Below are 25,037 nucleotides of genomic sequence, written 5' to 3'. Positions count from 1 at the left end.
AGGCAAGGTGCCGACAGTGACGCCACCGCTGTGGCCTCTCAGCTCCCGGTCCAACTTCGCTGTCACGCACCGAGTGGCGGTCCAACTTCGGTGGCAAACAATCCAGGTTCGGGGTCAGAGGACAACGTGGCTCACGATGCGGTCACGGCCGACAGGTACCTATCGATCACATAGCGCGGAAATATCGACGAGAACTGCAACGCGTTGCCGGCTTACGTCGTTGGCGCGGCTGCCAACAGCTGTAGATCATGGTCCGAGGAGTTGGAGCACGTGTGGCCAACTGTGGGGTTCAGCCGGCCACGGTTCTCTCCAGGCCGGGACACGACGCGGTCAGAGGTGGCGCTGCTCAGCGGAATCACCCAGTACTCGGCCCATTCCTCTTTCTTCGACCTGGTGCGGCTGACGTGCTGGTGGAGCCTGGTCGCCGAGGCGCTGCTGAACGCAGCCGGACGCCAGTTCCTGGCAGGCCACAGGAGGACACCAAGCTGTCGGCCGGAAGGGCGACAAGCCGCTGCGTCCGCATACGGCGCGCTGCGCCCCCTAGCCTCGCAGGAGCCGGGCGGCTTGTGCCCACAGCCCGTCCATGACGGAGGGGTCGTTTGCCAGCTTTGCAAACATGACCATGCCCTCCAGCTGGGCGAGTACCGCGCGGGCGGTGGTGCGGGTCGCGGCAGGGGTGGGGATGGTGCCCTGCTCCGCGGCATCCGTCAGCGTGGCGTGAACCAGGTCGATCTGCTCGTCGAAGATCTCTGCCAGGCGGGCCTGGACGACCACGTCCTGGGTGCTCATCTCCAGCGCCAGATTGCCGAACAGGCAGCCACTGACCGCGCCGCCCTCCGTCTTCGCCGCGCGTTGGGCTGCGGCCTGGTTGAGGAAGAGCTGTTCCAGCCGGTCCTCCGCCGGCCCGTCGCCGCGCAAGGTCGCCACCCAATCGGGCCGTTGGGCCGCCCAGTGGGCGTTGATCGCCTCGATCGTCAGGGCCTGCTTCGACTCGAAGAAGTGGTAGAAGCTGCCCTTCTTCACGTCCGCGCGGGCGCAGATCTCGGCGACGCCGATCGTGCCGTAACCGCGGCTCAGCATCAGGCCGCAGGCAGCGTCCAGCAGTCGTTCCCGTGCCGTGCTCGTCCGTCCCATGAGGAGGAGTATACGGCCGGTCAACTATTGGAGATGGTTTTTAGTTGACCGGTCGTCTACTGTCGCTTCCGGTGGTGGGAAACCTGCCCGCCGCCTACCAGACCTGCGAGGACTTCGCCATGCCCGAGAGCATCACCATCGCCGTCGCCTTCCACAGCGGCTACGGCCACACCGCCCGCCAGGCGCGTGCGGTCGCCACCGGAGCCGGGTCGGTGCCCGGAGCGCAGGCCGAGCTGTGCGACGTGGCCGTCGTGAACGACCAGCTGTGGGAGACCCTGTCCGCCGCCGATGCGATCATCTTCGGCACGCCGACCTACATGGGCAGCCAGTCCGCCGTCTTCCAGGCTTTCGCCGAGGCCAGCGCCCCGATCTGGATGGAGCAGGGCTGGGCCGGAAAGCTCGCCGCCGGCTTCACCAACTCCGCGGGCGTCAACGGCGACAAGCTGAACGTCCTGATATCCCTCTCGGTCTTGGCCGCGCAGCACGGCATGAACTGGGTCTCGCTGGGCCTGCCGCCCGGCGGTGAGTACTCCACGACCGGAACCCCGGAGGACCTCAACCGCCTCGGCGGCTTCCTCGGCGCGATGGCCCAGTCGCCGTCCGACCTGGGCCCCGGCGACTCGCCCTCCGGGGCAGACCTGCGGACCGCCGAGCACCTCGGGCGGCGGGTGGCCGAGACCGCCCTTGCGCAGGTGGCGGGCCGCACGGCGCTCGCCCTCGTGCGGTGAGCGCACTCGGCCTCAGACCTCCCTCGACTTCTCGACTCCAAGGACCACTGTCATGACCGACGGAAAGCTGTCCTGGGCCCGTGGTCGGCTCGCCGAGCTACTGGACCTGGAACTCCCCATCGTGCAAGGACCGTTCGGTGGCGGACTCTCGTCCGTGGCGCTCGCTTCCGCTGTCTCCGAGGGCGGCGGGCTCGGCTCGTACGGAGGGCACATCCTCACGCCGGACGGAATCGGCGCGCTCGTGAGTGAGCTGCAGAAGGCCACCGCGCGACCCTTCGCGGTCAACCTCTGGGTCCCGCACCCCGAGGAAGCCGCGGCACCGCCCGACCGTGATCGGATGGCCCGGTACGCCGGGCTGCTGCGCCCGTGGTTCGATGAACTCGAGCTGCCGACGGACCGGTTGGAGAAGCCGCCACCCGCCCCCGGTTTCGCTGAGCAGATCGACGCGCTGCTCGCGGCGGAGCCGCCGGTCATCAGCTTCGTGATGGGCATCCCCGAGGCCCGGGTGCTGGAGGAGGCCCGGCGCCGGGGCATCCGGACCCTCGGTACCGCGACCACCGTCGAGGAGGCCCTCGCGATCGAGGCGGCGGGCATGGACGCCGTCGTCGCCTCGGGCAGTGACGCAGGAGGGCACCGCGGCTCCTTCCTGCGCCCCGTGAACGAGTCCCTCGTTGGCACCTTCTCCCTCGTTCCTCAGGTCGCGCAGGCCGTGTCGATCCCCGTCGTGGCCGCCGGCGGCATCGCCGACGGTCGCGGAATTGCCGCGGCGCTGACGCTCGGGGCGGACGGAGTGCAGATCGGCACCGGCTTCCTGGCCACCGAGGAGTCGGGCGCGAGCGCCATCCACCGGGCCGCGCTGCACGGGCCGGACGCGCGGACGACCGTACTGACCCGAGCCTTCTCGGGACGGCTCGCGCGAGCCATCCCCAACCGCTTCACTCGTGAGGCGCTGGCGTACGAGAGCGAACTGGCGCCCTACCCGCTCCAGTACGCGCTTACCCGCCCGCTCCGCACAGCAGCCGCGGAACGCGGCCTGGCCGACTACGTCAACCTCTGGTCCGGCCAAGCGGCGGCGCTCACCCGGCCGCGTGGCGCCCGCGCCTACCTCGACGAGCTCGTCGTCGGCACAGAGGCGGCACTGCGCCGCCCGGCGCCCGGGCACGTCTGAAACGTGCTGTAAAGGCTGTGGCGGACGGGTCTTCGATACCGCTCCGCGCCCACCGAATCAGCCTGAGGGAGAGCGGTCGGGACGGTGCGGGCTCGAGAACGGGCTCAGGTCTGGAAGGAATGTCCGGGCCGTTCAAGTGACCGGACTGCCGACCGTCTCTTCCGCCGTTGCTGGAGCCTTTGTGGATTCCCCCTACTGGCGTGAGCTTGTCACGGCCCAACGGCCCGACTGCCCAGCAAGCCCGCCCCTTTCAGTGCCACTCTCCATGCCGCAGGCCGGCACGTGCGGGGTAATGGCCGTGGACCGTTTCGGGGCCACGGTTGAGCGCAGTGCGCCCCCGCACACAACGGTCGCCGACCACGGCCGAGCGGCTCATTTCCGACCTGACCCTCCAGCAGGGTTTCGAAGACGCCGGCGTCACGCCACTGCCGGAAGCGGTTGTGCACCGTCGACCAGGCACCGAACTCTTGCGGTATCTCCCGCCACTGTCCGCCGGTCTTGACCCGCCAGATCACACCCTGGACCGGGTGGAAGGCGTGCACGGCCCGCGCGTCCTGGACATCGTCGTGATCGAGGACGCGTGGCGTCCGTTGGCCGGCACCCGTGCCGCTGCGGGCGCCTACCAGCTGGTAGGCGCCCGCAGCGAACACTTCAGGGATGCACCGAGGTGGCGCCGGTCAGCCGACCGGGCTGAACGTCCACAGTAGGTTGGTGCTCTGCACCCACGTCCACTGCTTGGTCACGGCCCCGGTGGCGACCATGCCGCCGCCGTCGATGACCAGTCCCGTGCCGCGGTTGGCGATCGAGTACTGGCCCTGGCCGCGGTGGATGATCTGCCACTGCTGGTTGTTACTGCCGTCCCAGGCCCTCTGCCGGACCGGGTCACCGTTGCTGGTGGAGCCCCAGCCGTCGGCGACCAGGCCGTTGCCGCGGTTGACGAGCCTGTAGTACCCGTTGCCGAGTTCGATCGCCTGCCACTGGAGGTTGTTGTGGCCTGTCGGCTCCCATTGCTTCAGGTTCGAGCCGCTGGTGAGACTGCCGCCGCTGTCCAGCGCCAAGTGGTTCGTGACGTTGGTCAGGCGGTAGTACTTGTCGGACCTGAACGTCACCTTCAGTGATCTGATCAGGTCATTGTTGCCGGTCATCCGAAGGTCGGGGGTGTTCGAGGTGAACGTCCAGGCGGTGCCGGTGAAGTTGTCGCCGGAGTAGCCCGTCACCTGGTAGCCGTCGGGTACCAGGACGGAGGAGGCCATGGCGGGGCCCAGGCCGGCGGCGGTCAGCTGGGAGGAGGTGTAGCTGCCCAGGGGCAGGACGGCGCGGGCGCCTTCATAGTTGACGTTCGCGCTCACCGTCGCGGAAACCCTTGCGGGCATGCCCTGGATCTCGACGCACACCACGGAGACGGTGGCGTTCGGCGCGTTGGCCGGCACGGTGACGTTGATCTGGTCGGTGACGGTGTACGGGAGCGAGACCGAGGGGTTGTTCAGCAGATACACGCGGCTGATCGTGTTGTCGATCGCGGGTATCCGCAGCTGGCCGTTCGTGGGCCAGGTGAAGACGTGGGCGAAGAGCTTGCCGTTCTTCTTGGTGACCTTCCCCCAGGAGGGTTCGGTGGCGAACGGGCTGCCGCTTGTGCCGTGAATGCTGTCGCTGTGCGTCGACATCCATAAGGCCAAGCCGGCCAGGACGGTCCGGGATCCGGTGGTGAGCGAGCCGTCGCCCTTGGGGGCGATGTTCAACAGGAGGTTGCCGTCCCGGGAGACCACCGTGATGAGTTCCTCGACGATGTCCTTGAGGGGTCGGTAGGTGTTCTCGCCCCAGTCGGTGTAGCCCCAGGTGCCGTTCATGGTGGCGCACCGCTCCCACGGCCGGCTCATCGGCGCGGAGGGGATCTCGAACTCCGCGACGGCGTAGTCGCCGAGGCGGTGGTCCCGCTTGACCCGTTCGTTGACGATGAGGCCGGGCTTTCGGGCGATCAGCCAGTTGTAGAGGTCGACGCCGTCGGATTCCAGCCACCAGTCCTCCAGCGTGGGGCTGGAAGGGTTGCCGAACCAGTCGCCGTCGAACCACAGCAGCGCCGGGTCGTAACGGTCCAGCAGTTCCCGCAGCTGTGCCTTCATGTCGGCGATGTAGGCGGTGCGGGCGGCCTGCGAGGACATCGTCGTGAGGCCTCGGTAGTAACGGTCGGTCTGGGAAGGGTGGTTCCAGTCGAGGATCGAGTAGTACAGGCAGAACTTGATCCCGCGGCTCTCGCACTCCCGCTTGAGGTCCATGAGCGGGTCGGCCTGGATGCCGTTGTAGTCGCGCAGGTTGTACTGCTTGGTGCCGGTGGTGCGGCACGGCGGAACCCATCGGTGACCCGAGGGCGTTGCACGGGGCCGGTGGTTCATCCGGATGGCACACGTCACCGCACGAACCGGCGTGTCGCGGGAAGGCGTTACCTCATGGACCAGCCGACATATCACCCCCGCCCCACCACGAGCCCGGCCGTCACGACCCTGGCCGACCCGCTGGTCAACAAGGGCACCGCCTTCAGCCGACGCGAACGCGAGGAGCTGGGACTCGACGGGCTGCTGCCGCCCGCAGTGGAGACCCTGGACGAGCAGGTCGCCCGCGCCTACGAGGCGTTCCACGGCTACGACAAGCCGCTGAACCGGCACATCTACCTGCGGCAGCTCCAGGACACCAACGAGGTGCTCTTCTACCGTCTGGTCACCGAGCACCTGGCGGAGCTGCTGCCCGTCGTCTACACACCGACGGTGGGTGAGGCCTGCCGGCGGTTCAGCGAGATCTACCGCCGGCCGCGCGGGCTCTTCCTGTCGTGGGAGGACCGGCATCGCTTCCGTGACATCCTGCGCAACCGCCCGCACCGGGACCACGAGGTGGACGTCATCGTCGTCACCGACGGGCAGCGCATCCTCGGCCTGGGCGACCAGGGCGTCGGCGGCATGGGCATCCCGATCGGCAAGCTCAGCCTCTACACGGCGATCGGTGGCATCCACCCCGCCCGCACCCTGCCGATCCTGCTGGACGTCGGCACCGACAACGAGAGCCTCCTCGACAATCCCCGCTACCTGGGCCGCCGCGCCCGCCGGCTGACCGGCGCCGAGTACGACGAGATGATCGAGGCGTTCGTCTCGGCGGTCGAGGCGGAGCTCCCCGGGACCCTGCTGCAATGGGAGGACTTCGCCACCGCCCACGCCCATCCGATCCTCGCCCGCTACCGTGACCGGCTGCTCACGTTCAACGACGACATCCAGGGCACGGCGGCCGTCACGCTGGGCGCCCTGTCCACCGCGGCGAACGTGGCCGGAACCCCCCTGCCCGAGCAGCGCGTGGTGATCCTGGGCGCGGGATCGGCCGCCATCGGCGTCGCCGACATGATCCGTACGGCCATGATCGACGAGGGCCTCCCGGAGGACGAGGCCACGGCACGGTTCTGGATCCTCGACGTCGACGGCCTGCTGGTGTCCTCACGCTCCGAACTGTCCCCGCAGCAGCGGATGTTCGCCCGTGACGACGGCGAGGTGGCCGACTGGGACGGCACCGGCCTCGCCGAAGTGGTGCGCCGCGTCGAGCCCACGGCGCTGATCGGGCTGTCGACGGCGCACGGCGCGTTCACCGAGGACATCGTGCGGCAGATGGCCTCGACCTGCGAACGGCCCGTCGTCTTCCCGCTCTCCAACCCCACCTCGCACTCCGAGGCCGAGCCCGCGGACCTCACCCGCTGGACCGACGGCCGCGCGCTGATCGCCACCGGCTCGCCCTTCCCGCCGCTGACGGTCGACGGGCAGGAGGTGCCGGTGGCGCAGTCGAACAACGTGTACGTCTTCCCGGCCATGGGCCTCGCGGTGACCGCCAGCCGGGCCACACGTGTCACCGACCGCATGCTCGTGGCCGCCGCCCGGGCCGTCGCGCGGTGCGCGGTCCGGGCGGCGGACGGCGACGAGGGCCCCGTGCCGCTGCTGCCGCCCCTGACCGGCATGCGGGAATCCGCCCGCGAGATCGCCCTGGCCGCGGCCCTCGCCGCCGTCGAGGACGGGGTGGCCCCCAAAGCCACGCAGGCGGAACTGCGCGAGGCCGTCGCCCGGGCGCAGTGGACGCCGCTCTACGAGGCCTAAAGGCCGATGAAGACGCTGGGTTGTGGCTTGCCGCGTGAGCGGCAGGGCCAGAACCCAGCCGGCCGCCCTGGCCAGGACCGTAACGCCGGGAAACACTCAGGCTGATTCCTCCAACCGGTCAGTTGGAGGACGGAGTTGCCAGAGCCTCGCATGACCGGCGCGGCGCACACCCACGTGTGCGGTGTTCATCAGCTCGACCGAGACTCCTGTCGGTGTCGATCGTGGACAGCAGTCCGAGACCGACCGTCATGGTGACGCCGCCCGCTGAAAGGGGACACGGCCACGGTGCCGACGGCGATGCCTGCGCGTATCGGCGTCTCCGTGTCCCCGCGCCCTCACCCGACCCGGATGCCCACGAGGCAGGTGTCGTCGTCGGTGTCCGACTTGCTGTAGGTGAGGAGGCGGTCCAGCTGCTGGTCGAGGCTGCTGGGCGCCGAGCGGGCGGTGGTCAGGAGGTGGGTCAGGGACTCCTCCACCGGCCGGTCGCGGCGTTCGACCAGGCCGTCCGTGTACATCAACAGGGTGTCCTGGGGCTCCAGTTGCAGCTCGGTCTCCTCGTACACGGCCTCGGGGACGGCACCCAGCAGCAAACCCTTGACCAGGGGCAGAGGAGCCGCCTCGGTGTCCCGGACGAGCACGGGCGGCAGGTGTCCCGCCCGGGCCCAGCGCAGCGTCCGCCCGACCGGGTCGTACAGCCCGCACACCGCGGTCGCGGTGACGGCGCCCGTCAGATGGTGCGCCACGATGTTGAGCCACGACAGCAGCTGGCCCGGCCCGGCGCCGGTCACCGCCAGCCCGCGCAGGGCATTGCGCAGGACGACCATGCTGGTGGCGGCCTCGATGCCGTGGCCGGCCACGTCGCCCACGCAGAGCAGCACCTTCCGGGACGGCAGGACGACCGCGTCGTACCAGTCGCCGCCCACGAGTTGCTCGGTCTCCGCGGGCCGGTAGCGGACGGCCACCTGGAGCCCGGACACCTGCAACGGTGCCTGGGTGGGAGGCATGATGGCGTGCTGCAACTGCAAGGTCAGCCGGTTGCGTTCGGTGGCCTGCTGCTCGGTGTGGGCCAGCTGGTCGCGGGTGGCGGCGAGCGCCACCTCGGTCCAGTGCTGGGACGAGATGTCCTGGTAGGCGCCGCGGATCAGGAGCAGCCGGTCGTCGGTGTCGAGCACGGGTTCGGCGACGATCCGGATGTGGCGGGTCACCCCGTCGGGCCGCTGCAGCCGGAAGGCCGCGGCCGCCGGCCGCCGATGGTGCAGGAGCGTGCGCAGGAAGCGGCGGATGGAGACGCCGTCGTCCGGGTGGGCGTGGGCCGGCAGCTCTTCCAGGGCCACCGGGGTGCTCGTCTCCGGACGGCCGTAGAGGTCGAAGAGCTGTCCGTTCCAGGTGATCTCACCGGTGAGCACGTTCTCCTCGAAGCCGCCGATGCGGCCGAGCCGCTGGGCGTGCTGGAGCAGGCTCGCAAGGCGCGCCGTCTCGTCCTCGATACGCCAGATGAGAAGTACGGACATCCCGTGACGGCTGATGCTGATGTCCGCCACCGCGGAGAGGGGGACCTGGTCGACGAGGGCGGTGAGGTTCATCCGGCGGGCACGGAAGGGCTCACCGGTGGCATAGACCCGCTCGACACGCTGGAACAACTCGCTGTCCCCGGCGGCCATCGGGTAGGCCTCCAGCAGCAGCGCGCCGCTCACGACCGCCCGCGGCCTGCCCGCGGGGTCCAGGAACCGACTGTTCACGTGCTGGATGCGGAAGTCCACCAGGTGGCCTTCGTCGTCCAGGTGCGGCACCAGCACGAGGGCGGGGTCGTGCAGCCCGTCGGCCAGGTCCATCAGCTCGGCGGCGTCCGGCAGGACGCGCGGCTCATGGGCGGCGCCATGGGGCGGCGTGTACAGCTCCAGGGTGTGGGCGCACAGTTCGGCCAGCGCCTCCACCTGGCGGACGATCTGCGGAGGCTGCGGCTCCAGCGGGGCCGGCCAGGCGATCTCCAGGACGCCGTGGATGCGCCCTCCGGTGCCCGCGGGCAGGGCGACCCGGCCGCCGTCCGGATGGTGGTGCAGGCCGATGCTGGGCAGTCCGGTCGCACCGAGCTTGGTGATCCACTGCCCATCGCGCTCGACGAGGCCCCGCCGGGCCACGGTCACCACATCCGGCGGGACGTAGCGCCAGCGTGCGGCCTCGGCCGGTGAGAAGCCTGCGCTGCCCGCCAGGGTGAGCGAGCCGTCGGAGCCCACGGCCCATACGGCCACCGCCACCGCACCGAGCGGACGCAGCGCCTGTTCCAGCAGGGCGTCGGCCACGGCCTGGGTGTCGTCCGCGGCCAGCACGCCGCTCTCGGCCGCACGCAGGCGTACGGCGGCCGACTCGCTCTCGGCCTCGTCGGCGGCCTTGGTGGCGGCGAGGAAGGCGTCCGTCACCTCGGACATCCGGTCCCGGGCGGCCTGGTTGATGACGTCGACGGCGAACTCCAGGGGGGTGACCTGGGCCTGCTCGGCCAACTGGGTGAGCTGCCGGGCGGCCTGGGCCGGGCCGCACTTCAGCCGCTCGACCAGGACGCCCTTCGCCAGCTCGATCAGGGCCCGTCCTTCGGCCTCCGCCTGGGCGGCGCGCACCTCCCGGCTGAGCCGTTCCACGGTGGCGGCCAGGCGGCCCACCGGTGAGGCGGAGGAGAGCTCGTCGAGGTCGCCGGGGGACGCCGGCTGTTCCTCCACAGCCCTCGACGGCCCGGCGGGAGGCACCGCCTCCCCGTCGGCGGCCTTGGCCTCGCCCCCGGTGGTCAGGGGCAGCGCGTCGGACGGTACCGACGACGGAGAAGACTCCGGACCGGTGGCCGAGTCTCGCTTCGGCTCACGGTCCTGACCCGGTTCGCGCGGCTGCTCGGACATGCTCACGGTGTGGATGCTCCTCGGCTGGAGCGCTCTGAGGCGCGGAACGGCAGGCGCTGCGGGGCGCCCGGCCCGCCGGTGTGCGGATCGGGCGCCGGTGTGCTCATGCTGGCAGCCAGCGGCGGACGCAGGCGATGAGGTCGCGCGTGTCGACGGGCTTGGTGACGTAGTCGCTGGCTCCCGAGGCGAGGCTCTTGTCCCGGTCTCCGGGCATCGCCTTCGCCGTGACGGCGATGATGGGCAGCTCGGCGTACTGGGGCATTCGGCGGATCTCGGCCGTCGCGGTGTAACCATCCATCTCCGGCATCATCACATCCATCAGCACGAGGGCGACGTCCGGGTTGTTCACCAGCGTCTCGATGCCTCTGCGCCCGTTCTCGGCGTGCAGGACGCGGAAGCCGTTCAGCTCCAGGATCCCGCTCAGGGCGAACAGGTTCCGCGCGTCGTCGTCCACGACGAGGACGGTGCGGCCGGCCGACGCGGCGTCGAGGGAGGGCTGCGTCAGGTGCTGCTGTCCCTCGGTCCGGACGAGGGACAGCACGTCCCCGGGTTCCTCTGCGGACAGGTGCAGGGCGATGCGCTCACGCAGTTCGTCGAGGCTCGACAGCAGCTCCAGGGCGCCACCCTCCGAGCGGGACCGCAGCGTCTCGTCCAGGGGCGTGTCCACGGGATGACTGTTGTGCACCAGCACCGGAACGCTCGTCAGCGCCGAGTCACCCTCCAGGGCCTGGAGGAACCGGGACGCCTCGCCGTCCCGCATGCCCAGTTCCAGGACGACGCAGTGGCACGGCTCGGACGCCAGCGCACCGGCCGCCTCCTGGGCGCCGACGGCGGTGATGATGTCGACGGCGGGACGCTGAGCGCCGTCGGCGCGGCCGTGCGCCAGGTCGGCGACCACGCTCTCCGCGACGAGCGTCAGCAGACCGCGCGACCGCTCCTCCACGACGAGCAGACGCCTCGGCCGGGGACCGGGCCCGATCTGCGGCACGGGCACCGAGCCGGACAGTCCCTGCGGCAGGGGTTCGGCCGCCGAGCGCTCCGGTGTCCTGCCGTGACCGAGCAGTTCCTCGAAGTCGGGACGGGCCACCGGCAGGAAGAGCGTGAACGTGCTCCCCTGGCCGGGTGTGCTCTGCACCGACACGGCGCCGCCGAGCAGCTGGGCGATCTCCCGCGTGATGGACAGGCCGAGTCCGGTACCGCCGTACTTCCGGCTCGTCGTGCCGTCCGCCTGCTGGAAGGCGCCGAAGATCGTCTCCAGGTGCTGCTCGGGAATGCCGATGCCGGTGTCCTTGACACGGAAGGCCACCACGGCTGCGCCCCGGACCACGCCCTCGGGCACCTCGTCGTCCGAGGCGGGCTCGATGCTCAGCTCCACGCCGCCCTGCTCGGTGAACTTCACGGCGTTCGACAGGAGGTTGCGCAGCACCTGGCGCAGCCGGGAGTCGTCCGTGAGCACGTCCATGGGCGCGCCCGCAGCGGTGGTCACCGTGAATTCCAGGCTCTTCTGCGTCGTCATCGGCCGGAAGGTGGCCTCGACGTACTCGATGAGCTGACGCAGCGTCACCCGCTCGGGGGTGACGTCCATCTTCCCGGCCTCGACCTTCGACAGGTCGAGGATGTCGTTGATGAGCTGCAGCAGATCGGAACCGGCGGAGTGGATGATCTGCGCGTACTCGACCTGCTTGGGCGTGAGGTTGCGGGAGGGGTTCTGCGCCAGCAGCTGGGCCAGGATGAGCAGGCTGTTGAGCGGGGTGCGCAGTTCGTGGCTCATGTTGGCCAGGAACTCCGACTTGTACTTCGAGGCCAGCGACAGCTGCTGGGCGCGGGTCTCCAGTTCCTGGCGGGCCTGCTCGATCTGGAGGTTCTTGGCCTCGATGTCCCGGTTCTGCGCCGCGAGCAGGGAGGCCTTCTCCTCCAGTTCCGCGTTGGAGCGCTGGAGTTCCTCCTGCTGCACCTGCAACTCCGTGGAGCGGGCCTGGAGTTCGACGGTGAGGCGCTGCGACTCGACCAGCAGCTCGTCGGTGCGGGCGTTGGCCACGATGGTGTTGACGTTGACGCCGATGGTCTCCATCAGCTGGGCGAGGAAGTCCCGGTGGATCTGGGTGAAGGCCGTGACCGACGCCAGCTCGATGACGCCGAGGACCTGGCCCTCGACGACGATGGGCAGCAGCACCAGCGCGGTCGGCACCACCTGGCCGAGGCCCGAGGAGATGGTCACGTAGCCGTCCGGCAGCTCGTCCACCATGATGGTGCGCCGGCTGCGCGCGGCCTGGCCGACCAGGGTGCGGCCGAAGGCGATCCGGGTGGGCCGGCTGCTCTCCTCCGGGTAGCCGTAGGAGCCGACGAGCCGCAGTTCGGGCCCGTCGGCGCCGTCCTCGGCGAGGTAGAAGGCCCCGTACTGGGCCGACACCAGCGGCACCAGCTCGTCCATGATCAGCTCGGCGACCACGGGCAGGTCGCGGTGGCCCTGCATCAGGCTCGAGATGCGCGCGAGGTTGGTCTTGAGCCAGTCCTGCTCCTGGTTGGCCCGGGTGGTCTCGCGCAGGGACTCCACCATCGAGTTGATGTTGTCCTTGAGCTCGGCGACCTCGCCGGACGCCTCCACGTTGATCGAGCGGGTCAGATCGCCCTCGGCGACCGCGCTGGTGACCTCGGCGATGGCCCGCACCTGCCGGGTCAGGTTGCCCGCCAGCTCGTTGACGTTCTCCGTCAGGCGCTTCCAGGTTCCGGAGACGCCCTCGACCTCGGCCTGTCCGCCGAGGCGTCCCTCGGTGCCGACCTCGCGGGCGACGCGGGTGACCTCGTCGGCGAACGCGGACAGCTGGTCGACCATCGTGTTGATCGTCGTCTTGAGTTCGAGGATCTCACCGCGGGCGTCCACGTCGATCTTCTTCGACAGGTCACCCTTGGCCACGGCGGTCGTCACCAGTGCGATGTTGCGCACCTGGCCGGTGAGGTTGTTGGCCATCGAGTTGACGTTGTCGGTGAGATCCTTCCAGGTGCCGGCGACGTTCGGCACGTGCGCCTGGCCCCCGAGGCGGCCCTCGGTGCCGACCTCGCGGGCGACGCGGGTGACCTCGTCGGCGAAGGCCGACAGCGTGTCGACCATCGTGTTGATGACCTCGGCCAGCGCCGCGACCTCGCCGGCGGCCTCCACGGTGATCCGCTGCGACAGGTCACCGCGCGCCACGGCGGTGGCGACCTGGGCGATGGAGCGGACCTGGCCGGTCAGGTTCGACGCCATCACGTTGACGTTGTCGGTGAGGTCCTTCCAGGTCCCCGACACACCGCGCACCTGGGCCTGTCCGCCGAGGCGGCCCTCGGTGCCGACCTCGCGGGCGACGCGCGTGACCTCGTCGGCGAACGCGGACAGCTGGTCGACCATCGTGTTGATCGTCGACTTCAGCTCCAGGATCTCACCGCGGGCGTCGACGGTGATCTTCTGGGAGAGGTCGCCCTTGGCGACGGCGGTAGCCACCAGTGCGATGTTGCGGACCTGGCCGGTGAGGTTGCCCGCCATGAAGTTCACCGAGTCGGTGAGGTCGCGCCAGGTGCCCTTGACACCCTTGACGTCCGCCTGTCCGCCGAGGCGGCCCTCGGTGCCGACCTCGCGGGCGACGCGCGTGACCTCGTCGGCGAACGCGGACAGCTGGTCGACCATCGTGTTGATGGTGCTCTTCAGCTCCAGGATCTCACCGCGGGCGTCGACGGTGATCTTCTGGGAGAGGTCGCCCTCGGCGACCGCTGTGGTCACCTGGGCGATGGAGCGGACCTGGCTGGTGAGATTGCCCGCCATGTGGTTCACGGAGTCGGTCAGGTCGCGCCAGACACCGGCCACACCCGGCACCTGGGCCTGTCCGCCGAGCCGTCCCTCGCTGCCGACCTCGCGGGCGACGCGCGTGACCTCGTCGGCGAACGCGGACAGCTGGTCGACCATCGTGTTGACGGTCTCCTTCAGCTGCAGGATCTCACCGCGGGCGGGCACGTCGATCTTCTGGGAGAGGTCGCCCTTGGCCACGGCCGTGGCCACCTGGGCGATGTCGCGGACCTGTGTGGTCAGGTTGCCCGCCATGGCGTTGACCGAGTCGGTGAGGTCGGCCCAGGTGCCCGAGACCCCCGGCACCTCCGCCTGCCCGCCGAGCGTCCCCTCGGTGCCGACCTCGCGGGCCACCCGGGTGACTTCGGAGGTGAACACGGAGAGCTGGTCGACCATGCCGTTGAAGACCGTGGCGATGTCGCCCATGAGGCCGTCCGCGTCGTCCGGCAGGCGGGTGCCGAAGTCCCCGTCGCGAACGGCTGTCAAGCCGGCCAGCAGCCGACGCAACTCCTGGTCGCCCGGCACCGCATCGACAACCCCAGTGCTGTCGCTGGTCATGCGCACCCTCGTTCCGCTCCCCAAGAGTCCTCGCGGCGAGGACTCGGAACCCGCCGGACCGATGGGCGGCCCGGGTTGTCGTGCATGCACCTCCGCATTCACGGATGTGTATGTGATGTGGAAATACGCCGCAGGTTAACCCACGCTTGAAACGCTGAACAAAGCAGGAGTCGCCATCCTGGCCGAACAGCGCGGCCGCGTCACGAGCCCCTCGGGGCGGCACCGGCGGAAACCTCTGCCCCGAGCCGTCCGTCAGGAGGAAGTCCTGATCACGCCGCATGTGCCGGGCGAGGGCCGGCTCAGGACGCGGCGGCGGCGTCGACCGTGTCCCTGATCTCCAGGAGGCCGTCGACCCCGGTGATCTCACAGAGCCGTCGCAACTGCGGTGACGGCGCGACCACGCGCAGCGTGCCCGCCTGGTGGGTGAGGATCAGCAGATTCAGCAGTGCGGAGTCCGCGAAGGTGACGCCGGACGCGTCCAGGATCACCTTCGGATGCCTTCTGATCGCGGTCTCCAGCGCATCCGCCAATGCCGTGATCGTGTCCATGTCGTAGGAGCCACGGGCGTCCACGACCCAGGCACCGCACCAGTCGTACTGCGACACCACGGCCCCTTCCGGGGCATGCACGGCGGCCGGTTCCGGCAGCGGCTCGCCGCCGATGCCGCGCGTGAGCGCGGGCAGGCCGGCCTCGTCCCAGGGCACCTTGGGCTCCTTCTGTGGTTCTCCCCTAGGGGAGCACGTCATCTGTTGCATGAAAAGTATGTCACGTATCCACGTTCCGGCAATGATGGACATCTAAAATGCTGCGCATGGTAGGAGTGCCCGAATCCCACACCGGATGGACGTTCATCACCAGCCACGCTCGCGTCCTGGCCGTCATCGCAGACAATCCGAACGTCCGCATCCGTGACATCGCCGCCCGCTGCCGGCTCACGGAGCGCGCCGTCGCGCGGATCATCGCCGATCTCGAGCAGGACGGTTACCTGTCTCACACCCGGGACGGGCGCACGAACACCTACACCATCGAACCGGACAAGGTGCTGCGCCACCCGGCCGAAGCGGGTCTCTCCGTGGCTGCGCTGCTCTCCCTGCTCGTGCAGGACGAGACCGACCGCACGAGGAAGCCCGTCGGCCGGTGACCGCCGCGTAGGGCTTTCATTCCGTTCCCGGCTCACGGGAGGGCCCCGGGCCCTCCACCAGCATGGCCACCAGGCTCCGCATGGAGGACCGCGGGTCGGGAGCGCCCGGCCAGCTGGTCATCAGGAGGTGGTGCGCCGTGCCGACGACGGCGAGGGCCACACTCTGCGGGGCGACGGTCCGCGCCACCCGGCCGAGCTCCTGTTCGTCCAGCAGGTAGCGGGTGATGGCGTCCTGGATCGCGGTGAAGCCCGGCGCCCCGGCCGCCAGGGCCGTGCGGATGTGCTGTGCGGCCGCGGGGCGGGTCATCGCGAGGCCCGATATCGCGAGACCGGCGGAGTCGAACAAGGCGAGGGCGACGGCTTCGACGTGGTGCGCCACGGAGCCCTGCCCGGCGAGCTCCGACAGGGCTTGCGCCTTCGCCGCCGCCCGCGCGAACCGGTCGAGACAGAGCTCTGCCACGAACTCGTCGAACCCGGCGAAGTGCGCGTGCAGCAGCCCTTTCGCACAGTCCGCCTCCGCGGTGACGGACCGGCTGGTGAGCGCGCCGGGACCCTCCCTCTCCACGACGCGCTCGGCGGCCGCGAACAGCCGCTCGCGTACGTCCGGCGTCGCCACTCCGCGCGGTGACATGGGGCGTTCTCCCGTTCCGCCTCAAGGGGCATGACGCGTCAGATCGTAGCGGGGATTGCCAGTATGGGCATGCGCCCATACTGTATGGGCACATGCCCATACTCTGCCGTCCACCACCAGGAGGCGCCGTGCCGCACGTCGTGAACACCGATCAGGAGCAGGCGTGGAACGGTCCCGAAGGCGCCCACTGGGCACGCCATCAGGACCGCTGGAACGCCGTGAACGAGGGGTTCAACGAGCCCCTGCTCGACGCCGTCGGCATCACCCCGGACGACCGGGTCCTGGACATCGGATGCGGCTCGGGCCAGACCACTCGCCTCGCCGCGCGCCGGGCCCCCCGAGGGCACGCTGTCGGCCTCGACCTTTCCGCCCCGATGCTGGCCGAAGGGCGGGCCCGCGCGCAGCGCGAGGGCATCGGCAACGTCTCCTTCACCCAGGGCGACGCCCAGGTGCATCCCTTCGAGGCGGCCGCCTTCGACGCGGCGATCAGCCGCTTCGGAGTGATGTTCTTCGCCGATCCCGTGACCGCCTTCGGCAACATCCGCCGGGCGCTGCGGCCCGGCGGGCGGCTGGCGTTCGTCTGCCCGTCCGATGCCGGACGCAACGGCTGGGTGACGGCGATGGCGTCCCTGCGCCACATCCTGCCGGTCGGCGACTTCGGGAGACCGGGGCTGCCCGGCATGTTCTCCCTGGCCGCTCCGGAGCGGGTCGCTGACGTCCTCGGCGCGGCCGGCTTCACCGGTGTCGCCGTCCACGAGGCGCAGAGCGACGGGGTGTGGGGACACGGAGCCGAGGACGCGGCGGAGTTCCTGCTGCGCACGGGCCCCGGCCGGCACCTGCTGGAGCAGGTAGACGCCTCTGCTCGGGCCCGGGCCCGCCGCACCCTGACGGACCATCTGCGCGACCACGTGGCGGCGGACGGCACGGTGCGGCTGCGCAGCACGACGTGGCTGGTCACGGCGGACGGCTGACCCGATGCGGCGCCGACTTGCCCGGGAAGAGGCCAATCCCGGGCACGCCAGCGCCACCCGGACATGCTCAGGTGCACATCGAAACCTGAGGGATCCTCCTTGCCGCCTTGGCCAGGAACTCCCTGAACTCGACGACCTGGTGCCGCTGGTGCGGGGAGCAGATCACCTTCTCCGTTGCGACTTCCAGGGCCACGAACAAGGTGGTGGTGCCCGTGCGGACGTCGTCATGGCTGCGGCGCGCGGGGATCCCAGGAGACATCCGTCCGCGGTGCGGTGATGCGGGTGCCGGCCGGGCCCGTCCGGCATCCCCTCCGCACCGGGACGACGGCACGCACCTGGTCGCGCGGCGGGCGTCTTGACAACCTGGGACCCAGAAGAAAGGCTGTTGCGCACAGAGATGCTGGTTGCTCCATCAGAAACGACGCGTCCGCGATCGAGGGGTCTCGCTCGCACCTCCCGCCACATCCACGCGCAGACAAGGGAGCCCGAGCGTGGCCATCTCCGTCTTCGACCTCTTCTCCGTCGGCATAGGCCCCTCCAGTTCGCACACGGTCGGTCCCATGCGGGCCGCCCGCATGTTCGCCGTCAGGCTGGAGAAGGAGGATCTGCTCGCGCGGACGGCGTCGGTACGAGCCGAGCTCTTCGGTTCGCTGGGTGCCACCGGCCACGGTCACGGCACACCCAAGGCCGTCCTGCTCGGTCTTGAAGGCAACGAGCCGCACACGGTGGACGTCGGCGTGGCCGAGGGTGACGTCGAGCGGATCAGGGCGACGGGAAGGCTGCGTCTGCTGGGCCGCGAGCTCGGTAAGGCCCACGAGATCCGCTTCGACGCGGAGCGGCAGTTGGTCCTGCACCGCCGCCGTTCCCTGCCGTACCACGCCAATGGCATGACGCTGTTCGCGTACGACGCCGAGGGACAGTCCTTGCTGGAGGCCACCTACTACTCGGTCGGTGGCGGGTTCGTCGTCGACGAGGACGCCGTCGGCGCGGACCGGGTCAAGGTCGACGACACGGTGGTGAAGTACCCGTTCGGCAGCGGCGACGAGCTGCTGCGCCTGACGCGGGAGACGGGTCTGTCGATCTCGGCGCTGATGCTGGAGAACGAGCGGGCCTGGCGGACCGAGGAGGAGATCCGCGCGGGGCTGCTGGAGATCTGGCGGGTGATGCGGGAGTGCGTGGCACGGGGCCTGTCCTGTGAGGGGATCCTGCCGGGCGGGCTCAGGGTCCGCCGCCGGGCCACCGCCGTGGCCAAGGCGCTGCGGGCCGACGGCGACCCGGCGGGGCGGGCGCTGGAGTGGGTGACCCTCTACGCCATGGCGGTCAACGAGGAGAACGCGGCCGGCGGCCGGGTGGTCACCGCCCCGACGAACGGCGCGGCCGGCATCATCCCGGCGGTCCTGCACTACTACGTCAACTTCGTGCACGGAGCCGACGACGAGGCGGTGGTGCGGTTCCTGCTGGCGGCCGGCGCCATCGGCCTGCTGTTCAAGGAGAACGCCTCGATCTCGGGCGCCGAGGTCGGCTGCCAGGGCGAGGTCGGCGCCGCCTGTTCCATGGCCGCCGGCGGCCTCGCGGAGGTGCTCGGCGGCTCGCCCGAACAAGTGGAGAACGCCGCCGAGATCGGCATGGAACACAACCTGGGTCTGACCTGCGACCCGGTCGGCGGCCTGGTGCAGATCCCGTGCATCGAGCGCAACGGCATGGCGGCGGTCAAGGCCGTCACCGCGGCCCGGATGGCCCTGCGGGGCGACGGCCGCCACCACGTTTCCCTGGACAAGGTCATCAAGACCATGAAGGACACGGGCGCCGACATGAAGGTCAAGTACAAGGAGACGGCCCGCGGCGGGCTCGCGGTCAACGTCATCGAGTGCTGACGACGCGGCAGCCGAGATCCGGGGAATGTGCGTGGGACGGGTCACCGAGCGACGGCGCGTACCGCGCATCCGGGCCGAGCGGCAGCGGCCCGGCCGGGCCGGAGGAGTCGCACGAGCTCACCGCCCGGCTCGGCATCGGTGATGGGGTGGTGTTTCGTCCGCCGACGGCGCAGGCGGAGCTCGCGGACCGGTACCGGGCGGCGACCGTGCTGGTCGTGCCGTCCTACAGCGAGTCCTTCGGTCTGGTGGCCGCCGAGGCGCAGGCCTGCGGCACGCCGGTGAATCGCGGCCGCGGTCGGCGGCCTGCCGGTGGCCGTTCGGGACGGAGTGAGCGGCGTCCTGGTGCCGGGGCACAGGCCGGCGGACTACGCGCGGGAGCTGCGCCGCTTCGCCGACGACCCGGCGCTCTCGGCCCGGATGGGCGCGGCCGCCGCTCGGCGCGCCGAGTCGTTCGGCTGGGACGCGGCCGCCACGTCCACGGCGGACGTGTACGCGGCGACGATGCGGGGGCGTGCCTGACCGATCGAGTCCGTCAGGCGTGAACATGCCTGACCGGTCGAGTCCCGTTCCTCCTGAGCGTGACCGGCCGGACCGCCGGTCAGTACGCCGCCTCCAGCCGGACCACGATGGACTTGGATGTCGGCGTGTTGCTGACCTCCGCGGTGGAGTCCAGCGGTACGAGGACGTTGGTCTCGGGGAAGTAGGCGGCGCAGCAGCCGCGCGGGGTGGGATAGGCGACCGCCCGGAAGGCCGGTGCCCGGCGCTCGACCCCGTCGGAGAACTCGCTGACGATGTCGACCGGATCGCCGTCGGTCAGGCCGTGCGCGGCGAGGTCGTCCGGGTGGACGAAGAGCACCCTGCGGCCCTGGCGGATGCCCCGGTAGCGGTCGTCCAGGCCGTAGATGGTGGTGTTGTACTGGTCGTGCGAACGGAGGGTCTGGAGGAGCAGCCGCCCCTGCGGGACGCGCAGCACGTCGAGTTGGTTGACGGTGAAGTTGGCCAGTCCGGTCCTGGTGGGGAAGCGCCTCTCGTCGCGTGGCGGGTGGGGCAGGGCGAAGCCGCCCGGCCGGCGCACCCGGGCGTTGAAGTCCTCGAAGCCGGGAATCACCCGGGCGATGCTGTCCCGGATGCGGTCGTAGTCCGCTTCGAAGTCGGTCCAGGGCACCTGCGGACCGCCACGGTCGAGAGCCGCGTTCGCCATCCGGCAGATGATCGCGACCTCGCTCAGCAGGGTGCCGGAGGCCGGCGCCAGCCGGCCGCGCGAGAGGTGCACCATGCCCATGGAGTCCTCCACCGTCACCCGCTGCTCCCCGCCGGGCCGCCGGTCGGCTTCGGTGCGGCCCAGGCAGGGCAGGATGAGCGCCTGCCGGCCGGCCACCGCGTGGGAACGGTTGAGCTTGGTGGAGATCTGCACAGTGAGCTCGCAGTTGCGCAGAGCTTGCTCGGTCACTTCTGTGTCCGGAGCGGCGGAGACGAAGTTGCCGCCGAGCGCCACGAAGACCCGTACCCGGCCGTCCCGCATGGCCCGGATGGTCTCCACCGCGTCGTGGCCGTGGTGGCGCGGCGGCACGAAGCCGAACTCCGCGCCGAGCGCGTCGAGGAAGGCCGCGTCCGGCTTCTCGTGGATGCCCATGGTCCGGTCGCCCTGGACGTTGGAGTGCCCGCGCACGGGGCACAGGCCGGCGCCGGGGCGGCCGATGTTGCCGCGCAGCAGCAGGAAGTTGACGACCTCGCGGATGGTCGGCACCGAGTGGCGGTGTTGGGTGAGGCCCATGGCCCAGCACACGACGATCTTCCGGGCGGACAGTACCTCCTGGAACGCCTCCCGGATCTCCCGAGCCGACAGGCCGGTCGCCTCCAGGACGTCGTCCCAGGACGTCTTGCGTGCCCGGTCGGCGAACTCCGCGAAGCCGTGGGTGTGCGCGGTGATGAAGTCATGGTCGACGACCGTGCCGGGGGCGTCGTCCTCCGCCTCCAGGAGCATGCGGTTGAAGGCCTGGAAGAGGGCCTGGTCGCCGCCGAGCCTGATCTGCAGGAACAGGTCGGAGAGCCGGGTGCCCGCCCCCAGGACGCCGGAAGGCCTCTGGGGGTTCTTGAACCGCAACAGGCCCGCTTCGGGGAGGGGGTTGACCGAGATGACGCGGGCCCCCTTGTCCTTGGCGGTCTCGAGCGCCGAGAGCATGCGGGGGTGGTTGGTGCCCGGGTTCTGCCCCACGACGAGGATCAGATCGGCCTCGTACAGGTCCTCCAGCCGGACGCTGCCCTTGCCGATGCCGATGGTCTCGGTCAGGGCGGAGCCGCTCGACTCGTGGCACATGTTCGAGCAGTCCGGCAGGTTGTTGGTGCCGAGGAGCCGGACGAACAGCTGGTAGACGAAGGCGGCCTCGTTGCTCGCCCGGCCGGAGGTGTAGAAGGCGGCCTGGTCGGGTGAGTCGAGAGCACCCAGCTCCCGGGCGATGACGGCGAACGCCTCGTCCCAGGAGATCTGCCGGTACCGGTCGCCGCCCGCGGGGCGGTACATGGGGTGGGTGAGGCGGCCCTGCTGACCGAGCCAGTAGTCGCTGCGTGCGGTCAGCTCCGCCAGGGTGTGCTCGGCGAAGAAGCCGGGGCCGACCCGGCGCAGGGTCGCCTCCTCGGCCACCGCTTTGGCGCCGTTCGCAGAACTCGGCACGATGCCGGTGCTCGGGCTCGGGCCAGGCGCAGCCCGGACAGTCGAACCCCGTCTTCTGGTTGACGCTCAGCAGGGTCAGCAGACTGCGGCGGACGCCCATCTGCGCGTGGGCGTGGCGCAGCGAGGACGTGACCGCGGGAACGCCCGCGGCGTGGTCCTTCGGCGGGCCCACCCGCAGACGGGAGTCACCGGGGTCCTCGGCAGGTGCCTTGCGGGTCATCGCCTAGCGCTCCGCGAGGTTCGCGCGGGTGCCGAGGCGGTCCTGTACCCAGTCGTGGAACTCGCCGATGTGGTGTTCGCTGGGCACCAGGACACCGCCCTTGGCGTACAGCCGGGAGCTCATCGCGGGCTGGCAGCGCTCACAGGCGTCGAAGTCCTGCCGGTTGACGCGGTCGAACAGCTCGACCGACCGGCTCACGTCCCGGCCGCTTGCCACCACGCCCTTCAGGTACAGCCAGTCGCACTCCACGATCGTGCGGTCGACCGCCACCGGGAACATCCGGTGGAGGATCACGTGGTCGGGGACCAGGTTGATGAACACCTGCGGGCGCACCGTGATCGCGTAGTACCGGCGGTCCTGCTCCTCGGTGACCGTGGGGATACGGTCCAGACCCTCAGAGCCGTCCACGGTGAAGCCTTGGACGTCCGGGCCGAACTCCGCGCCGTGCCCCACGTAGAACTGCGCCGCGTAGCCGTCGGCGAACTCCGGGAGGACCTCGGTGAGCTCGGGGTGGATGGTCGCGCAGTGGTAGCACTCCATGAAGTTCTCGATGATGAGCTTCCAGTTGGCCTTGACGTCGTAGACGATCCGCCGGCCGACCTCCAGGCTCTCGACGTCGTACCGCTCGATGCACTCCACGTCACCCAGGCGCGCGACCACGTCCGCGATCACCGACTGCTCGAACGAGGGCGGGTTCTCGGCCAGGCAGACCCACACATAGCCCAGCCACTCGCGTACCGCCACGCTCGCCAGGCCGTACTCGGTGCGGCCGACGTCCGGCATCTTGGTCAGGTTCGGGGCCGCGACGAGCTTGCCGTTCAGGTCGTACGTCCAGGCGTGATACGGACACTGGAAGGCCCGCTTCACCTCGCCGGACTCCTGCGTGCACAGCTTCGCGCCCCGGTGCCGGCACACGTTGAAGAAGGCCCGGACGGAGTTGTCCCGCGACCGGGTCAGCAGGACACTCTCCCGTCCGACGTCCACGGTCCGGAAGGCGCCCGGCTTCGACAGTTCCGACGAGCGTGCCGCGCAGAACCACATGGACTCAAAGATGTGTTCCTGCTCCAGGCGGAAGATCTCCGGGTCCGTGTAGTGGTCACCGGGGAGGGTCGCGATCAGGCTCTCCGGCAGGCCGGTCGTAGTCATGGTTCACCTCGGAGTGCAGCGCCTCGGGCGGGCGAGTGGTTGCCTCATGTGCAACGAGCTTCTTGCTACGCAACTCACGGTGCAGTCCACCCGAAGCACTGTCAAGCCCTTGACCGCAGACCGCCACAGCCAGGACCATGTTGCGTATCAGTCAGGCTGTTGCACAATACGCACCTCTCTGGGAGGGCTCCGTGTCTCTTGGACCCACAACCGGCCGCGAGTTCGTCCTCACCCTGTCGTGTCCCGACCGCTCGGGCCTCGTCCACGCCGTCACCGGCTTCCTGGTGCAGCACTCCGGGAACATCCAGGAGAGCCAGCAGTTCGACGACCGGCTGCAGGACCGCTTCTTCATGCGGGTGCACTTCGACGTCTCGGACCCGGGCATGTCACTGGAGGGCCTGAAGTCCGGCTTCGCCCAGGTCGCGGAGGCGTACCGGATCACCTGGCAGCTGTACGAGGCGTCGACTCCGACGCGCACGCTGATCATGGTGTCGAAGTTCGGGCACTGCCTGAACGACCTGCTCTTCCGCTGGCGCACCGGCGCGCTGAACATCGAGGTGCCGGCGATCGTCTCCAACCACCGGGACTTCGAGCCGCTCGCCGAGAGCTACGGGATCCCGTTCCACCACGTGCCCGTCACACGGGATACGAAGCCCGAGGCGGAGGCGCGGCTGCTGGAGCTCGTCGACGAGCTGGACATCGACCTGGTGGTTCTCGCCCGCTACATGCAGATCCTGTCGAACGACCTGTGCAAGCAGCTCGAGGGCCGGGCGATCAACATCCACCACTCCTTCCTGCCGAGCTTCAAGGGCGCCCGCCCCTATGTCCAGGCGCACGACCGCGGCGTCAAGCTCGTCGGAGCGACGGCCCACTACGTCACGCCGGACCTCGACGAGGGGCCCATCATCGAGCAGGACGTCATCCGTGTGAACCACTCACAGGGGCCCGACAGCATGGTCGCCCTGGGACGCGACGTCGAGGCGCAGGTCCTGGCGCGGGCGGTGGAATGGCACAGCCAGAGCCGCATCATGGTCAACGGCAACCGTACGGTCGTCTTCCGCTGAGGAAAATGACCTCCGCCCCCTCACGCCTGTTGACCACTTCACCTAGGGTTTCGCCATGAGCAACTACGGCGCTGAGTCCGCAGGCGCTCCCAGTGGCGGAGTGCAATCCGTTGACCGTGCTGTCGCCGTGCTGGAGATCCTCGCCCAGCACGGCGAGGCGGGCGTGAGTGAGGTGGCCGCGGCGATCGACGTCCACAAGTCCACCGCCTTCCGTCTGCTCGGCGCGCTGGAAGCGCATGGGATGGTCGAGCAGGAGAGCGAACGCGGAAAGTACCGCCTCGGCTTCGGGGTCGTGCGCCTGGCCGGCGCCGTGACGGGCCGCATCGCCGTCACCAGACACGGGCGCGGGATCTGCGAGCGTCTGGTCGACGATGTGGGCGAGACGCTGAACATCGCCGTCCTCGAGTCCCAGCACGCGATCAACCTCTACCAGGTGCAGGGCTCGTCGGCCATCGCCGCGCAGAACTGGGTGGGACGGCTGACGCCGCTGCACTGCACGTCGAGCGGCAAGGTCCTCTTGGCCCACCTCGACCGCGAGGCCCGCGACGAGCTCCTCGCCGAAGCCGGCCTCCCCCGTCTGACACCGCGCACGGTGACCTCCAGGAAGAAACTGGAGGCGGACCTGGCCCAAGCCCGCGAGCAGGGCTACGCCATCACGGTGGAGGAGTACGAGGAGGGTCTCAACGCCCTCTCCGCTCCCGTACGTTCGGAAGACGGCGAGGTCGTCGCCGCCCTCAGCGCCTCGGGGCCGGCCTTCCGGCTCACCGTGGAGCGGATGCACGAACTCGCGCCGCTGCTGGTCTCGGGAGCGGACGAGCTCAGCCGCCGTCTCGGCTATGCGGGCTGAGGCCCGCAAGGCCCCACTCGGTCGCTGACAGGGCAGGTACCTCACGACATGCGGCGGTCGG

Annotated in this window: 16 protein-coding genes and 3 pseudogenes; 9 read left to right on the top strand and 10 right to left on the bottom strand. The window is 70.1% G+C overall.

Annotation, left to right across the window (positions count from 1 at the left end; all coding sequences use genetic code 11):
• Positions 1 to 540: 540 nt before the first annotated feature.
• Complete coding sequence (locus tag ACIQHQ_RS23450; protein WP_402614487.1) at positions 541 to 1,134, bottom strand: TetR/AcrR family transcriptional regulator; 594 nt, start codon at positions 1,132 to 1,134, stop codon at positions 541 to 543.
• Between the two features lie 119 nt (positions 1,135 to 1,253).
• On the opposite strand from ACIQHQ_RS23450, the gene ACIQHQ_RS23445 reads away from it, so the two are divergent.
• A complete protein-coding gene (locus ACIQHQ_RS23445) occupies positions 1,254 to 1,862 on the top strand; it encodes a flavodoxin family protein (protein ID WP_402614555.1) in 609 nt (202 codons plus the stop codon).
• 52 nt (positions 1,863 to 1,914) lie between these two features.
• Entirely contained in the window at positions 1,915 to 3,030 is a 1,116-nt protein-coding gene (locus tag ACIQHQ_RS23440) for an NAD(P)H-dependent flavin oxidoreductase (protein ID WP_402614484.1), read from the top strand.
• Positions 3,031 to 3,410: 380 nt separating this feature from the next.
• Here ACIQHQ_RS23440 and ACIQHQ_RS23435 read toward each other — a convergent pair.
• A pseudogene (locus ACIQHQ_RS23435) lies at positions 3,411 to 3,551 on the bottom strand (transposase); the annotation flags it as partial.
• A gap of 156 nt (positions 3,552 to 3,707) precedes the next feature.
• Positions 3,708 to 5,420: an alpha-L-fucosidase gene (locus tag ACIQHQ_RS23430; protein WP_402614481.1), complete on the bottom strand. Its 1,713-nt coding sequence runs from the start codon at positions 5,418 to 5,420 to the stop codon at positions 3,708 to 3,710.
• Positions 5,421 to 5,474: 54 nt separating this feature from the next.
• Here ACIQHQ_RS23430 and ACIQHQ_RS23425 point away from each other — a divergent pair, with 54 nt between their 5' ends.
• Positions 5,475 to 7,151, top strand: coding sequence for an NAD-dependent malic enzyme (locus ACIQHQ_RS23425; protein WP_402614478.1), 1,677 nt, complete (start codon positions 5,475 to 5,477; stop codon positions 7,149 to 7,151).
• Between the two features lie 335 nt (positions 7,152 to 7,486).
• Here the strand turns inward: ACIQHQ_RS23425 and ACIQHQ_RS23420 are convergent, their stop codons facing one another.
• From ACIQHQ_RS23420 to ACIQHQ_RS23410, 3 genes are all read right to left on the bottom strand, one after another.
• On the bottom strand, positions 7,487 to 10,036 hold the full coding sequence (locus ACIQHQ_RS23420; RefSeq protein ID WP_402614552.1) for a SpoIIE family protein phosphatase: 2,550 nt from the start codon (positions 10,034 to 10,036) through the stop codon (positions 7,487 to 7,489).
• A gap of 103 nt (positions 10,037 to 10,139) precedes the next feature.
• Positions 10,140 to 14,411, bottom strand: coding sequence for a HAMP domain-containing protein (locus ACIQHQ_RS23415; RefSeq protein WP_402614475.1), 4,272 nt, complete (start codon positions 14,409 to 14,411; stop codon positions 10,140 to 10,142).
• Between the two features lie 299 nt (positions 14,412 to 14,710).
• On the bottom strand, positions 14,711 to 15,115 hold the full coding sequence (locus tag ACIQHQ_RS23410) for an STAS domain-containing protein (RefSeq protein WP_402614473.1): 405 nt from the start codon (positions 15,113 to 15,115) through the stop codon (positions 14,711 to 14,713).
• A 107-nt stretch (positions 15,116 to 15,222) separates the two neighbouring features.
• Between ACIQHQ_RS23410 and ACIQHQ_RS23405 the strand changes: the two genes are divergently transcribed.
• On the top strand, positions 15,223 to 15,552 hold the full coding sequence (locus tag ACIQHQ_RS23405) for a helix-turn-helix transcriptional regulator (RefSeq protein ID WP_402614470.1): 330 nt from the start codon (positions 15,223 to 15,225) through the stop codon (positions 15,550 to 15,552).
• A 16-nt stretch (positions 15,553 to 15,568) separates the two neighbouring features.
• On the opposite strand, the gene ACIQHQ_RS23400 is transcribed toward ACIQHQ_RS23405, so the two are convergent.
• Positions 15,569 to 16,183 (bottom strand): TetR/AcrR family transcriptional regulator, encoded by a 615-nt coding sequence (locus tag ACIQHQ_RS23400; protein WP_402614468.1) that lies wholly within the window; start codon positions 16,181 to 16,183, stop codon positions 15,569 to 15,571.
• Between the two features lie 128 nt (positions 16,184 to 16,311).
• Here ACIQHQ_RS23400 and ACIQHQ_RS23395 point away from each other — a divergent pair, with 128 nt between their 5' ends.
• Complete coding sequence (locus ACIQHQ_RS23395; RefSeq protein WP_402614466.1) at positions 16,312 to 17,154, top strand: class I SAM-dependent methyltransferase; 843 nt, start codon at positions 16,312 to 16,314, stop codon at positions 17,152 to 17,154.
• A gap of 67 nt (positions 17,155 to 17,221) precedes the next feature.
• Here ACIQHQ_RS23395 and ACIQHQ_RS23390 read toward each other — a convergent pair whose 3' ends face one another.
• Positions 17,222 to 17,413 (bottom strand): hypothetical protein, encoded by a 192-nt coding sequence (locus ACIQHQ_RS23390; protein ID WP_402614463.1) that lies wholly within the window; start codon positions 17,411 to 17,413, stop codon positions 17,222 to 17,224.
• A gap of 232 nt (positions 17,414 to 17,645) precedes the next feature.
• Here ACIQHQ_RS23390 and ACIQHQ_RS23385 point away from each other — a divergent pair, with 232 nt between their 5' ends.
• Both ACIQHQ_RS23385 and ACIQHQ_RS23380 read left to right on the top strand, forming a co-directional pair.
• Positions 17,646 to 19,028, top strand: a complete 1,383-nt coding sequence (locus ACIQHQ_RS23385) for an L-serine ammonia-lyase (protein WP_402614460.1) — start codon at positions 17,646 to 17,648, stop codon at positions 19,026 to 19,028.
• Between the two features lie 71 nt (positions 19,029 to 19,099).
• A pseudogene (locus tag ACIQHQ_RS23380) lies at positions 19,100 to 19,547 on the top strand (glycosyltransferase); the annotation flags it as partial.
• A gap of 79 nt (positions 19,548 to 19,626) precedes the next feature.
• On the opposite strand, the pseudogene ACIQHQ_RS23375 reads toward ACIQHQ_RS23380, so the two are convergent.
• Together ACIQHQ_RS23375 and ACIQHQ_RS23370 are read right to left on the bottom strand one after the other, a co-directional pair.
• A pseudogene (locus ACIQHQ_RS23375) lies at positions 19,627 to 21,919 on the bottom strand (FdhF/YdeP family oxidoreductase).
• A gap of 3 nt (positions 21,920 to 21,922) precedes the next feature.
• Entirely contained in the window at positions 21,923 to 23,065 is a 1,143-nt protein-coding gene (locus ACIQHQ_RS23370) for an aromatic ring-hydroxylating dioxygenase subunit alpha (RefSeq protein WP_402614458.1), read from the bottom strand.
• A 191-nt stretch (positions 23,066 to 23,256) separates the two neighbouring features.
• Here ACIQHQ_RS23370 and purU point away from each other — a divergent pair, with 191 nt between their 5' ends.
• A complete protein-coding gene (gene purU, locus ACIQHQ_RS23365; protein ID WP_402614455.1) occupies positions 23,257 to 24,129 on the top strand; it encodes a formyltetrahydrofolate deformylase in 873 nt (290 codons plus the stop codon).
• A 55-nt stretch (positions 24,130 to 24,184) separates the two neighbouring features.
• Entirely contained in the window at positions 24,185 to 24,976 is a 792-nt protein-coding gene (locus tag ACIQHQ_RS23360) for an IclR family transcriptional regulator (protein ID WP_402614451.1), read from the top strand.
• Positions 24,977 to 25,037: the final 61 nt, after the last annotated feature.

Source organism: Streptomyces sp. NPDC092370 (assembly GCF_044755265.1).
Taxonomy (GTDB): domain Bacteria; phylum Actinomycetota; class Actinomycetes; order Streptomycetales; family Streptomycetaceae; genus Streptomyces.
The sequence above is the reverse complement of the archived record's forward strand: the minus strand, read 5'-3'. Positions and strand labels throughout refer to the sequence as shown.

Bases quoted from the DNA above. Each gene is read 5' to 3' on its own strand.
- ACIQHQ_RS23440 (WP_402614484.1), top strand. From the start codon at position 1,915: ATGACCGACGGAAAGCTGTCCTGGGCCCGTGGTCGGCTCGCCGAGCTA.
- ACIQHQ_RS23400 (WP_402614468.1), bottom strand. From the start codon at position 16,183: ATGTCACCGCGCGGAGTGGCGACGCCGGACGTACGCGAGCGGCTGTTC.
- ACIQHQ_RS23405 (WP_402614470.1), top strand. From the start codon at position 15,223: ATGGTAGGAGTGCCCGAATCCCACACCGGATGGACGTTCATCACCAGC.
- ACIQHQ_RS23370 (WP_402614458.1), bottom strand. From the start codon at position 23,065: ATGACTACGACCGGCCTGCCGGAGAGCCTGATCGCGACCCTCCCCGGT.
- ACIQHQ_RS23415 (WP_402614475.1), bottom strand. From the start codon at position 14,411: ATGACCAGCGACAGCACTGGGGTTGTCGATGCGGTGCCGGGCGACCAG.
- ACIQHQ_RS23425 (WP_402614478.1), top strand. From the start codon at position 5,475: ATGGACCAGCCGACATATCACCCCCGCCCCACCACGAGCCCGGCCGTC.
- ACIQHQ_RS23430 (WP_402614481.1), bottom strand. From the start codon at position 5,420: ATGAACCACCGGCCCCGTGCAACGCCCTCGGGTCACCGATGGGTTCCG.
- ACIQHQ_RS23390 (WP_402614463.1), bottom strand. From the start codon at position 17,413: ATGTCTCCTGGGATCCCCGCGCGCCGCAGCCATGACGACGTCCGCACG.
- ACIQHQ_RS23420 (WP_402614552.1), bottom strand. From the start codon at position 10,036: ATGTCCGAGCAGCCGCGCGAACCGGGTCAGGACCGTGAGCCGAAGCGA.
- ACIQHQ_RS23360 (WP_402614451.1), top strand. From the start codon at position 24,185: ATGAGCAACTACGGCGCTGAGTCCGCAGGCGCTCCCAGTGGCGGAGTG.
- ACIQHQ_RS23445 (WP_402614555.1), top strand. From the start codon at position 1,254: ATGCCCGAGAGCATCACCATCGCCGTCGCCTTCCACAGCGGCTACGGC.
- ACIQHQ_RS23450 (WP_402614487.1), bottom strand. From the start codon at position 1,134: ATGGGACGGACGAGCACGGCACGGGAACGACTGCTGGACGCTGCCTGC.